Annotated in this window: 12 protein-coding genes; all 12 read left to right on the top strand. The window is 45.6% G+C overall.

Going from position 1 to position 13,103, the window contains the following annotated elements:
• Positions 1-144 precede the first annotated feature (144 nt).
• Entirely contained in the window at positions 145-1,443 is a 1,299-nt protein-coding gene (locus tag NST58_RS31525; RefSeq protein ID WP_036682204.1) for an SLC13 family permease, read from the top strand.
• A 33-nt stretch (positions 1,444-1,476) separates the two neighbouring features.
• On the top strand, positions 1,477-2,628 hold the full coding sequence (locus tag NST58_RS31520; protein ID WP_076124101.1) for a glycerate kinase: 1,152 nt from the start codon (positions 1,477-1,479) through the stop codon (positions 2,626-2,628).
• Between the two features lie 109 nt (positions 2,629-2,737).
• Complete coding sequence (locus NST58_RS31515) at positions 2,738-3,772, top strand: sugar diacid recognition domain-containing protein (RefSeq protein ID WP_076301496.1); 1,035 nt, start codon at positions 2,738-2,740, stop codon at positions 3,770-3,772.
• 92 nt (positions 3,773-3,864) lie between these two features.
• Positions 3,865-5,220, top strand: coding sequence for an MFS transporter (locus NST58_RS31510; RefSeq protein WP_248548928.1), 1,356 nt, complete (start codon positions 3,865-3,867; stop codon positions 5,218-5,220).
• A gap of 67 nt (positions 5,221-5,287) precedes the next feature.
• Positions 5,288-5,506, top strand: a complete 219-nt coding sequence (locus tag NST58_RS31505; RefSeq protein WP_036682196.1) for a hypothetical protein — start codon at positions 5,288-5,290, stop codon at positions 5,504-5,506.
• Positions 5,507-5,534: 28 nt separating this feature from the next.
• Positions 5,535-6,224, top strand: a complete 690-nt coding sequence (locus NST58_RS31500) for a hypothetical protein (protein WP_076124098.1) — start codon at positions 5,535-5,537, stop codon at positions 6,222-6,224.
• The gene (locus NST58_RS31495; protein WP_076181895.1) at positions 6,221-7,423 is read left to right on the top strand and encodes a glutathionylspermidine synthase family protein; all 1,203 of its coding nucleotides are present in this window, start codon (positions 6,221-6,223) and stop codon (positions 7,421-7,423) included. Before NST58_RS31500 ends, NST58_RS31495 begins: the two co-directional genes overlap by 4 nt.
• Before the next feature lie 69 nt (positions 7,424-7,492).
• Positions 7,493-8,086, top strand: a complete 594-nt coding sequence (locus NST58_RS31490; protein WP_232061559.1) for a hypothetical protein — start codon at positions 7,493-7,495, stop codon at positions 8,084-8,086.
• The gene (locus NST58_RS31485; RefSeq protein ID WP_038573772.1) at positions 8,083-8,475 is read left to right on the top strand and encodes a DUF350 domain-containing protein; all 393 of its coding nucleotides are present in this window, start codon (positions 8,083-8,085) and stop codon (positions 8,473-8,475) included. Before NST58_RS31490 ends, NST58_RS31485 begins: the two co-directional genes overlap by 4 nt.
• Positions 8,476-8,562: 87 nt before the next feature.
• A complete protein-coding gene (locus NST58_RS31480; protein ID WP_076181897.1) occupies positions 8,563-9,576 on the top strand; it encodes a potassium channel family protein in 1,014 nt (337 codons plus the stop codon).
• A 137-nt stretch (positions 9,577-9,713) separates the two neighbouring features.
• Positions 9,714-11,759, top strand: coding sequence for a catalase (locus NST58_RS31475; protein WP_076218254.1), 2,046 nt, complete (start codon positions 9,714-9,716; stop codon positions 11,757-11,759).
• 170 nt (positions 11,760-11,929) lie between these two features.
• Complete coding sequence (locus tag NST58_RS31470; RefSeq protein WP_081387421.1) at positions 11,930-13,084, top strand: glycosyl hydrolase family 8; 1,155 nt, start codon at positions 11,930-11,932, stop codon at positions 13,082-13,084.
• Positions 13,085-13,103 lie beyond the last annotated feature (19 nt).

Genomic DNA, 13,103 nt, shown 5'->3' with positions numbered 1-13,103 from the left:
GCTCAGAGCTTGTGCATATGCACAAAAAAATAGGTTGTCCCGTCAATATTATTGGGTTTGTAAGCGCAGTATACTCAGTTTAGAAAGCGTTATCAAATTACACACTGTATAGTGTCAAATTCTTATACTAGGGGGCAACTAGAGATGGAAGGCACAGTAATTAACTGGATGGGCGCGATTGCGGGATTGATTCTGGCCGTCGTATTGATTTTCAAAAAGGTTAACCCGGTCTACGCACTTTTTTTAGGCGCGATTGCCGGAGGGATATTAGGCGGGGCATCCATTGCAGAGACAGTACAATATGTCATCGACGGAACGAATAGTGTTATGGGTGCAGTTGTACGTGTTCTCGCAGCCGGTGTGCTGGCCGGGGTATTGATTGAATCAGGGGCAGCCGAACGAATGGCCGAGACCATAGTAGATAAGCTTGGCGAAAAGAAAGCGTTATTATCTATAGCGCTGGCAACTATGATTATTACAGCAGTAGGCGTATTCATCACAGTCGCTATCATTATTGTCGCTCCAATCGCTTTGTCCGTAGGTAAGAAGATCGGCATTTCCAAAACCGCTTTGCTGCTCGCACTGGTCGGTGGCGGTAAAGCCGGTAACATTATTTCACCGAACCCGAACACCATTGCCGTAGCTAAAGGCTTTGATGTAGATTTGGCTCAGGTCATGATTCATGGATTCATCCCAGCCGTTGCGGGTCTGATTGTCACTGTTATTATTGCTAATCTGCTGGTCAACAAAGGTGTGAAAATTGCAGAGGGCGACGTTGTAACTAAAGAGGAAGACAGTACTAAGGTTAAACCTAGCTTTGGCCGTGCCATCGTCGCTCCAGTTGTCGCTATTTTACTTCTAGCCATTAACCCAATCGGAAATATTCTAAATATTGAATTGCTGAAATCATTTAAAGTCGATTCTATGATCATCTTGCCTCTTGCCGGCATTATTGGATTGATTGCTATGAAACAAACGAAGAACATCATTTCTTTTACAACCTCAGGGTTAAATAAAATGACAGGTACAGCCATTATCCTGATTGGTGCTGGTGCTATCGCTGGTATTATCTCAAAATCGGATTTGAGTGCTACTGTTGTAGATGCAATAACGGCTATGGGGATTTCCGGAACGTTCCTTGCGCCAATTGCAGGGATCCTGATGGCGGCTGCTACAGCATCAACCTCTACGGCTTCTATCGTGGCTGCCGGATCATTTGGTCCCGCTATTCTTTCGATGGGCACAGCGCCGCTAAATGCAGCAATTATGGTGCACACCGGGGCTACAGTCATTGACCATCTGCCACACGGTAACTTCTTCCACGTGACCGCTGATTCCGTTAAGATGAACATTAAGGACCGGATGTCACTGATTCCTTATGAAAGTCTCGTGGGTCTGACGATGGCTATCGTCGCCACTATATTATACGGCTTCATCCTATAATTTATATTTGCAACTAGAAGGGACGGATATTCTATGAATAAAGACTTTGTCATCGTATTGGCACCGGATTCTTTCAAGGAAAGCATGACAGCCAAAGAAGCTTGTGAAGCCATGGAAAAAGGCATTCATAAAGTAAATTCTAATATTACTTGTATTCATGTACCCATGGCAGATGGCGGCGAAGGAACGATGCAGTCCTTGGTCGATGCAACGGAAGGTACAGTATATATAACAAAAGTTAAAGGGCCACTGGGCAATGAAGTTAGCGCATCCTACGGAATCACAGGAGACGGGCTGACAGGGGTGCTGGAAATGGCTAGTGCGAGTGGCATTCAGCTGGTATCCCCAGAGACACGTAACCCGTTGATTACAACTACCTACGGGACAGGACAATTAATCAAAGCATGTCTGGATCGTGGGGTCAGCAAGCTGCTGATCGGTATCGGTGGCAGTGCCACCAATGACGGAGGCGCCGGGATGGTGCAGGCATTAGGCGGCAGGCTGCTGGATGCCGAAGGCAATGAGCTGTTGTTTGGTGGTGGTGAGCTCGGCAGATTAGCCCGTATTGATCTGAGTGGATTTGACCCTCGCCTTAAGGATGTACAGGTTGAAGTGGCCTGCGACGTTACGAATCCATTATGTGGTCCGACTGGGGCTTCCAATGTATTTGGTCCGCAAAAAGGGGCTACTTCGGATATGATCAAACAGCTGGACAGCAATCTGCATCATTATGCGAGTGTCATCAAAGAGCAATTGGGTTTCGATATTATAGATATGCCTGGTGCTGGTGCAGCGGGTGGCCTTGGGGCAGGACTGGTGGTGTTCTTAAACGGAATATTAAAAAAGGGCATTGAGCTTGTGATCGACTATACTGGACTTGAAGAAAAAGTGCAGCAGGCGGACATGGTGTGGACCGGGGAAGGAAGCATCGATTTCCAGACTCAATATGGCAAGACCCCGCTTGGCGTTGCTGAGGTCGCTAAGAAATATAATAAACCTGTGCTGGCCTTTGCGGGACGGATCGGCGATCAGACGGAAGTGCTGTATGATAAAGGGATTGATGCTATTTTTGGGATCATGCCAGGTGCATCTTCATTGGAGGATGCCTTGAATAAAGGGCAAGAGAATTTGGAAAGAACGGCTGAGAATGTGGCTAGGTTAGTCATGCTGAACCAAGGAAGCTGATTGAATTATACAAAGTGATAGAGGGGCTGACTGAACGGAGTCAGCCCCTTTTTTCTTTTTTAAGGTAGAAGCTTTCTGAGTAGAATATAAAGGGACAGGAGGTACAGACATGAAGATATCGAAATCACTCGCAGGACAAATAGCACAAGAAATGATGAGCGTAGTTCCTTATAACATTAATGTTATGGATGAGAGCGGCTTTATTGTAGGAAGCGGAGATCTGAAACGGGTCGGAACCTTACATGAGGGAGCAAGAATAGCCATTCAAAGTGGGCATGTCTTTGAAGTGTACGAGGATGGCAGCGGCATGAAGCCGGGGGTGAATGAACCCATTATTATAGATCATAAAGTTTTGGGTGTGGTAGGTATTACGGGACATCCAGATGAGGTTAGGCCGTTTAGTAAGCTGGTCAGAGTCACTACTATATTACTTATTGAGCAGGAAGCAAGGAACAAGCTGGAACAGGATGAGCGAGTAAAACGTGTGAAATTTTATCATGAATTGTCTTATCGTAAAGAAGCATATGATCTTGAGTTTCTGGAACGGGCGGGCAGCTATGGGCTTGATCTTAAGAAAAAATGCTGGGCGATCCTTGTGGAAGGCGATGTGAACGGAAAAGAATTCAAAAATGTATTTAGGTCTTATCCACATTACTGGAATTTGGAGAATGATAAGGCGGTTTTTTTCATAACGGATATTTTTCTTTATAAAGAGCTTATAGGAAAACTAAATTCATGTGCGAATGTGGGGCGAATAGGTTCTGGCGAAGCAGAGGAGTTAGCTGCTTATTCACTTGAACAGGCCCAGGCGGCGATTAGTGTTGGTAGTAGAGTCGACCCGCTCAAGAAACTGTACACTTATGAGGAACTAAAATTCTTAATTCATCTCTCCTATGACGGGGCGGAACGGCCTGGAACGATTTATGCTCTGCTGGATCAGTCGGGCGATAAGACAGGCCTGATTGAAACGCTGCAAGTATTTATTGCTGAGAATGGGGACCATAATCGTACTGTACAGAAGCTGAATATTCACCGAAATACACTGAACTACCGGCTTAATCGCATTCATACATTGACGGGCAAAAATCCACGCAACTACATGGAGTTGTTTGAATTGTTGTGCGGATTGATGTGGCGTAAATAGTCTAAATCCCCCTATTCCAATTGCCATCCTGATTTTATAGGCATAAACTTAGATAAGCTTGTATAGATAAATTAGGACAGGGATGGATAGGAATGAATGAGAAAGTAGTAATGAATGATAAAGTAGTCATGCCATTATGGACCGTGTGCCTTTTTATCGTAGTGATGAACACAACGATGTTTAATGTATCACTTCCAACCATTATTCAGGATCTCCAAATTTCTGCTGATCTAGGTTCATGGGTAATTTCGAGCTATTCGATTGGATATGCTTTATCGACGGTTATTTATAGCCGCTTATCAGACGTGGTGCCGATTCGGAGACTTTTGACCGTTGGCTTAATTACTCTTGGGTTGGCCTCAGTGTTTGGATTATTTGCGCATGACTTTAATACATTATTGATAACGAGAATAGTACAATCTGCTGGCGCGGGTGCGATGGCTGGATTGGGTCTCGTACTGGCTAGCCGTTATGTGCCTATTGAAAGACGTGGTGCGGCTATCGCCATGATCTCCGCAGGGAGTGCAATGGCCTTTGGTTTGGGCCCGATTTTTGGTGGTGTCATCAGTCAGTATTTTGGCTGGAACGGGTTATTCGGAATTACTTGCCTTGTGCTTGTTGTATTGCCAGTACTACTGCGGTTATTACCTAAGGAACAGCCGCAGCCTGCAAGCTTTGACGTTATTGGGGCGGCGCTGACCGTTGTAAATGCAGCAAGTCTGCTGGTAGCCGTAACCACCCAATCTCTGGTATGGTTGGCAGTGGGCGTAGTGTCTATTATCGTGCACGCTTGGTATTTGAAGAAGGCGAAGGAATCCTTTATTAACCCGCAGCTGCTAAAAATGCCGGGATACTTGAAGCTAGTTACCATAGGCTTTTGTATTCTGGTGCTGAACTTGGGGAATTTGTTCCTGATGCCGCTTGTGCTCGCTAATCTGTTTGGTAAATCCGCGTTGATGATTGGTTTGTTTATCGCACCAGGTGCGTTATTATCCGCATTTCTTACCCGTTTTGTTGGACGTTTTATTGACCGGTATGGCAACTTGCGCTTCTTAATCATAGGGCATTGTATTCTTGCCGCTGTTATGGCTGCATTTGCGCTGAACCTTTCTGTATCTCCTGTAGTTCTTCTGCTTGGTTATCTTTGCTTCTCTCCGGCCTTCTCGGCGACAATGGCATCCTTAAATAATGAAGCTTCTCGGGTTCTTCCGCGAACTTGGATTGGTTCAGGTATGGGGCTTTTACAACTGATTCAGTTCTTTGGAGGTTCTGTATCTGTTGCGGTCTGTGGGCTGTTGCTGCATGCTCAGCGTGATCTTGCGCCGGCAAAAGCCTATGAGCATGTATACGGACTGTTGCTCCTTGTCAGCTTGTGTTCGTTAGGAGTTCTCCTTTTATATAGACGTTCTTATTCCAAAAGTAATGCTGGGCAATCTATACAAGCTTAGAACTGAAACGAAAAGGTGATAAAAACGTATCAGATGCTATAGCAGATATAAGGAAGGAATGGTAATAATGGATAACGGGATGAGTGTAGTTTTAATCGAAAAAATGCCAGAAGGTGATCTACGAGTGATTGAAGAGCGTACGTGGAGCATGAATATGATAACTGCACTTGAACATGTCAATTATATAGTGGTGGGCAGTAAGGAATATGAGGCGGTTGAAGGACGACTGAATGTGGATGAGGGCAAGCTGGAGCTTTTGCTTGTTCCGATGCACACTGAGGGATAGAAGATCATCAGGGAAGGAGAACCTTACGATGGCTAAAGAAGAAAGGGATAAGGAATTGCCTGCATCAAAATTATTTACCGCAGATGGCAAACCCATCCGTGTATTATCAACATCGCTAGGCATAGCCTTATTAGCGAATGCTATGTTTATTCCTGGCGGAGCGGGGGCTAGCGCGAATACTTCTGCGGGCGAACCACAGCTAGTCTCTTGGTCTAATGAAGAGGTTAAAGCTTATTTTGATAAAAATGTGGATTGGAATATTCCCTACCCCGAAGAAGGTACGAAAGAGGTAGAGGAGCAAGGCCAAGGCGTAGTAACTTCAAACGGAACAACGGTAGTGAATAACTATGGCGGTTATCATTCAGGTTTTGGCTGGACGGATTTGCTTCTGTATCACATGTTGTTTAACAGCGGTGCCAATTACTCCTCCAGAGGATGGGCTAAGGACCGTCCTACCTATTATGGAGGCACGAGAACCACTTATAAACCACCTACTTATAGCAGCGAAAAGTTCCAGAATAAAAAGGTGCCCGGTTCTGTAGTGAAACCTAAAACCTCAACCTCATCCACGGGTTCCATCACGAGAAGAGGTTCCTCTTCAAAGAACGGAATCGGTGGCACTTCCAGTGGCTTAAACTCTTCGAAGAACTCTAAATCAAGCTCAGGCTCGAAATCTTCATCGAGATCTGGTTCCAGTAAGAGTGGTTTCGGCGGATGAGTGATCAGCAGAGCGTGTTTGAGATTCTAGATTTGTCTGATCTGGAGCGGGGCCCACGGGTACAAGCGCTGCATGAGCTTGGGTTCACTTGGGCAGATCTAGAGGAAGAAGAGTACTGGATGGATGCAATAGCTGTGATGCGCAGCGACATTTATAAAGAGCTTGAGGAAGCCTCCGCAAAGCTGTGGGCTATCCTCGATAAAGCGGTTCGGTATATACATCTAAAACGCGATTTGTATGAGCTGCTGGGCATTCCTCCTGTTCTTTGGGAGATGCTTGACGGGTTTCCTATTCCAGAAGAAGGTCTAATCAGTCGGTATGCAAGGTTCGATTTTGCGATAGCTAATGATGGAACCATCAAGCTTCTGGAACTGAATGCCGATACACCTACAGGTTATGTGGAGGCTTCCATAGCAACACCTTGGATCTGTGAACAGGCGGGTGTGACTAGTCCAAATCATGCGATGAAGGAACAACTTGCCGCAGCCTGGCAGATAGAACGACCAGATACCGCAGCTTGTGTTGCTTATGGCTCTCATCTTGAAGATTCGGGTACGATTGAAGCCTTGGCCAGACATAGCGGGCTTACTATTCAGTGTGTGGACTGTCTCGATCTGTGGGTCGATGAGGGCATTCTGAAGGACGGGGAGGACCGGGTGATAAAGCGGATGTTCGCCCTATATCCTAAAGAGTGGATGGCCGTCGATGAGGGTGGAGATGCACTTGCCTATGCTGTTGAACAGGGAAATCTTCAGCTTTTTAATGGACCACACAGTATCCTGTTGCAGTCTAAGGGATTGATTGCAGCTGTGTGGGGAATGTATGAGCTTGGCTTATTATTTGACAATGAAGAGCGTGAGGCGATCTCACGTTATATTTTGCCGACTTATAATAAGCCTGTGTTCTCTGGCAGCTTTGTGTCCAAATCTGTATTTGGCCGCGAAGGCGGTTCTGTACGTCTCTTTGACGATAGTGGAACTCTAGAAATTGAGGACGAAGAGGGTTATGATAGCAGTCAGCTTTTTCCCTCTGTATATCAAAAAAGAGCTGAACTAGCCCGAATACACACCGCCGAAGGTGAATTCCACCTACTGACAGGCATGTTCGTCATTAATGGGAAGCCGTGTGGGCTGCTCGGCCGGGCTGGCGGACTGATTACGGGCAATGCCAGTCATTTTATCGCGTTGGGAGTGAGATAGTTGGATAAAAGTAAGGCTATAAACAAGTCGTCTACTAGATTAGTAAAGGCCCGGATCGGGGCTTTATGTATGATGCTTCTAACGGTATTGCTGCTTAGTGCATGTTCCAGTAATCAGGGGAGTGTGTTTGATTCAGGCACTGCTGAAACTTCTGACAGTGTTGCACGGGTACCTTGGGATTACCGGGTTGTGGAGAGTACTGTAGGTGATCTAATTGGTAGCGATATGACGGTGTTGCCGGATAATGAGCTGCTGCCGAATGATGAGAATTATGCTACTGGCGATAAAATATGGACACTGCAGTTCATGGACGCTGAGCTGATCACAGATGCCGACCAACGCAATGAAGTCCGCCTCTCTTCCTGGACGACCATTAAATCGTATCCCGATGAAAAAACAGCAGTCGAGGATCTTACCAACCTTAAGGTATCGGTAACTACAGATGTTGATCTTGTAGGAGTATACAAGACAAAATATAATGAGAAGACAAGAAACTTTGCCGTCCTCGAGCTGCCTTCCGGCAACCGGATCAAGCAGCCGATAGACGATGAGCGTTATGCAGCATTAGAGAAAGAAAAGACCGCTTCCGTAGTCCTTGAGGAAGTACATGATTTCGCCGATTATGACTCGGCATATGCGAAATTTCGGGGGTGGGCAAAGTGACGATTGTTGTTAATTTAATAGTCAGTATATTTGTGATTATTCTTCTGCAATTGTTGGGTATGGTTATCTTTGGCTTGATGACCCCGTTCAAGGATATGGAAGAGCTGAAAAAAGGAAATGTGGCTGTAGCTCTAGCGCTTGGCGGCAAATTTCTCGCTACAGCAATTATCATTGGAGTAGCGGCGTATACGAATACCTCTATTCTGCATATGATCATTTGGTTTGCTGTCGGTTATGTATGCCTCATCGCTGCTTACTGGATTTTTGAATTGGCGACCCCAAGCTTTAAAATTTCAGAACATCTGGAAAAAGGCAATGTGGCAGTAGGCACTATGCTCTGCTTGGTGTTTATCGGCACAGCATTTGCAGTCAGCAGTTTGATTGTTTAGTTCACAAATCGCAGATGGACATTAATAAGGCTGCCCTCAGTAATAACCTCGAGAGGCAGCTTTATTAATGTGAGGAAGGGATGGCAGATGCATTTTTTTCTGAGAATATCCACCAGGATGATGCGTTTACGCAAACGGTCGATCGGTCTGATTATTTTGATCTTTATAATTCTTAGCGCATCGATAGCTTACCTGCTTGAACCGAGTACATTCCACAACTGGTTTAATGCCTTCTATTGGGTCATGACAACGATGGCCACCGTTGGGTATGGGGATTATTTTGCCGAGACGGTAGTTGGTAAGCTATTCACCATGTTTCTATATATTTTTGGGATTGGTCTTCTCAGCTTGGTTATTGGCAAGGTTATTGACTCTATTGCAGAGGTGCAGAGAAGGAGAGGAGCAGGAACATTGAGCTTCCGAGGAAAGGATCATGTGATATTAATCAATTGGAGTAAGAAAGCGCAAGCTGCGGTAGATGAGGTGTTATGTTATTCACCTAAATGTCATATCGTCATCATTGATGAGATAGGACGGCATCCGCTGGAGCATATGGAACAGGTCCACTTTGTAAGCGGCGATGCTTCCAGCGATGAGATTCTCCTTAAAGCTAACATACACGAAGCCAGGGCAGCCATTGTGTTCGGAGACACACGGATTGATGAAGCATCGCTAATTGACGGGAAATCTCTGCTTATCGCCTCCAGCATTGAGCGCATAGCGCCACAAGTACATACTACCGTAGAAATTATGCAGGAGAAGAATATACAGAATTTCAGGCATGTTCAGGTCAATGAATTCGTTCTGTCGCATGATGCCATTTCTAGATTGGCTGTCCGATCCGCTCTGCAAGAGGGGAATTCAGAGGTGATTACGCAGCTGCTGAGCCGCCAGTATGGGGATGATATTTATGAGATTCCAGTGAATAGTGCATGGAAGACCTATGGGCAGGCGTTTCAGGAATTGCTCCTTCAAGGTGCAACTTTACTCTCGGATCGTAGTGACCTTAGCATCAATCGCAAGCTGGACCAGCCTATTCCTAAAGAGGCTAGATTATATATTGTTTCGGATGAAGAGACGTATCGGAGAATTAAAGGTTAGGTCAGTGATAAGCGAGTAAAGCGGATTTTCGGGAGAATGGCTTCTCGGAATTCCGCTTCTTTTTGTTTGCCGTTCCTTCCTTAAGGGTAAGAGATGAATATTATCGTTACTCTACCTTTCGGAAGGAGCCATTGTTAATGAGTGAACAGCAAAAAGTGAACGGAAATAGCAAAAATGAGCAACTGGAACAGTTTCGCAGTAAGGACGAAGGTCACGCTTTAACAACCAATCAGGGATTGAAAGTGTCCGAGGATGAGTTCTCCCTAAAAGCCGGTGACCGGGGGCCAACCTTGCTGGAGGATTTTCATTTTCGGGAAAAAATGACCCATTTCGATCACGAGCGGATTCCTGAGCGGATCGTGCATGCACGCGGATTTGCCGCCCACGGGGAGTTTGAAGTATATAAATCGTTGAAAGAATATACGAAGGCGAAATTCCTTCAAGATCCGTCCGTGAAGACCCCGGTGTTTGTCCGGTTCTCAACGGTAGCAGGATCACGGGGTTCAGCCGAAACTGTGCGGGATGCCCGGGGCTTCTCGACCAAATTTTATACCGAAGAAGGCAATTATGATTTGGTAGGCAATAATATGCCGGTCTTTTTTATACAGGATGCGATTAAGTTCCCTGATTTAGTGCATGCGCTTAAGCCGGAGCCGCATAATGAAATGCCTCAGGCAGCATCAGCCCATGATACCTTCTGGGATTTCATCGCCAATAATCAGGAATCGGCCCATATGGCGATGTGGCTGATGTCCGACCGCGCCATTCCGCGAAGCTTCCGGATGATGGAAGGGTTTGGAGTTCACACCTTCCGTCTGATCAATGAACAGGGGAAAGCGCATTTTGTTAAATTCCATTGGAAACCAGTACTTGGTGTACATTCTTTGGTGTGGGACGAAGCACAGAAAATATCCGGAGCGGACCCTGACTTTCACCGCCGTGATCTATGGGAATCGATTGAAGCCGGCAACTTTCCGGAATACGAGCTGGGCATTCAGCTTCTTAGTGAAGAAGACGAATTCAAGTTTGATTTCGATGTGCTGGACCCTACAAAGCTATGGCCAGAGGAAGACGTGCCCGTGCAGATCGTTGGGAAAATGACCTTGAACCGCAACGTGGATAATGTTTTTGCCGAAACGGAGCAGGTGGCTTTCCACCCCGGACATGTAGTGCCAGGGATTGATTTCACCAATGACCCCCTACTTCAGGGCAGATTGTTCTCTTATACGGATACCCAGTTGATTCGGCTTGGAGGTCCTAACTTCCACGAACTGCCGATCAATAGACCGGTTTGTCCTTTTCACAACAACCAGCGTGACGGATATGGGCGGCAGACGATTAATCAGGGCACTGTGAGTTATCATAATAATTCTCTGGCCCAAAACACGCCGAGACCTGTCCCAGAGGCTGAAGGCGGTTATGTGCATTATCAAGAAAAGGTTGAGGGCCGTAAGGTACGGAGCCGGAGTAAAAGCTTTGAGGATCATTTTTCACAAGCCAAGTTATTCTGGAATAGTATGAGCCCTCCGGAACAATTGCATATTATCGAAGCTTATTCTTTTGAGCTTGGAAAGGTTAAGAGTAAGTCGGTCCGACAGCAGGTCGTAAATATGCTTGCTAACATTACCTCCGAGCTTGCTGTACCTGTGGCAGAAGCCATTGGAGTAGCGGCTCCAGAAGTTGGCGGTTCCGAGGTCACTCAAGCTTCCCCTGCCTTAAGTCAGGCTAATACGAAAAAACATCCCAACACGCGGAAAGTAGGCGTGATTATCGGAGATGGTTTTGATGAAGCTGCGGTAATGCCTGTGTTGGACACGCTTATGGGAGCTGGGATACAACCGGAGCTAATCAGTGATAAGCTTGGATTTATTAAAGGCTCAAGCGGCACAGAGCTTGAAGTCATCCATACCTTGTCCACTACAGATTCGGTGCTCTTCGATGCGATTTATGCGGCTGGTGGAAATGCGGAACGCAAGAAATTCCATAAAGATGCAGCGTTATTCCTCAACCAAGCCTATGCACATTTTAAACCTATCGCGATGACGACAATACTTGCTGAGCTGCTTGCAACAGATGAACATAGAAGCAGTCCGGGAGTCATAATAGGCGATGGTGGGGAAGTTTTCGCGGCTAGCTTCGTTGCAGCCATTACTGCCCATCGTTTTTGGGAACGTATGGAATAAAGTAAGTAGATGACAGAAAAAGGAGGATCTGCTCGTCAGAAGGCGTGTGGATGCCTCTTTTTTTTCATCTAATGGTTTCATAAATTTAACATTTGGATTAAGGATGTGATGTATATTACCGTTATAGATAATACTAGGCAATATAAGCAGATGCTTAGAGAGGTGATTTTTTGAGGAAAGAGATAGCTGTTGCTGTAGTGGTACTTACAGGTTTTACAGCATTAACAGCATGCGAGCAAACAGCAATGCCGGCATCAACACCCTCGCCCTCCGCGAATGTTCATACAACAGAGCCACCGAATCCTACGGGTTCGGCTAATAATGATATGGGGGACCTTTCACAGGAATTGGATGCTTTAGAGCAATTTATTGTTACGAAGCTTACCGGCTCGTCCGGTGTTTATACGAATTTAATTGAAACAGAGCAATCCGGGGAAGCAGCAAGCGGCCATGAGATTCTAAGTGAGTCTGCCTCTCTGAGGATGCTGGCAGCCGTACGGAGTGGTGAGAAAGAGCGATTTGCAGAAGAATGGGCGCTGGCTAAGCAAACCTTTGATATGAAGGGTGGTTTTAGCTACCGATATAGCCCTAAACAGCAGAAATTATATCCTGTGAATGCTGCCGTTGATGACTTACGTATCATTCGTGCGCTTTATGAAGCGGGGGATACGTTTAGAGATAAACAATATACAGAAGAAGCGGCTAAGTATGGTGAGAGGTTTTATAACTATAATGTAAAAAATGGATATATGTATGACTTCTATGATGAAAATTACAAAAAAACCAACACATTCGTTACTTTATGTTATATTGATTTAGGTACAATGCAAAAATTGTCGGTTTCTGGAGAATCTCGTGACTTTTTGTTGAATAATATGAGCGTTATTCTGAAAGATGGATATTTATCAGATGAGTTTCCCTTCTATGAAACAAGGTTTAATTATGAGAGTGGAACCTATAGTTCGGAGAATATCAATACAGTAGAATCGCTACTGTCTATTCTGGCTTTGGCAGAGGTAGACCAGCAGAAATCCTCCAGCATTAATTTTATCAAGCAGCAGGTCGAGGCTGGCACATTATATGGACAATATTCGCGTGAGGGAAAGCCGCTTAACGATATTCGCTCAACAGCCATTTACGCCATTACGGCTATGATTGGTGCCGAGATCGGAGACGATGCACTCTATCGCAAAAGCATTGAAAGAATGAACGAGTTCAGAATAACCGATGCCGGCAGCTCACTGTATGGAGGCTTCGGCGATGTAGCTAGTGGCCAAGCCTATTCCTTTGACAATCTGATGGCATCATTGGCCTATGTCTATTAATTTAAACCTATAGTAACGA

This window comes from Paenibacillus sp. FSL R10-2796 (assembly GCF_037965315.1).
Taxonomy (GTDB): Bacteria; Bacillota; Bacilli; order Paenibacillales; family Paenibacillaceae; genus Paenibacillus_AQ; species Paenibacillus_AQ odorifer.
This window is presented reverse-complemented; position numbering and strand designations above follow the sequence as displayed.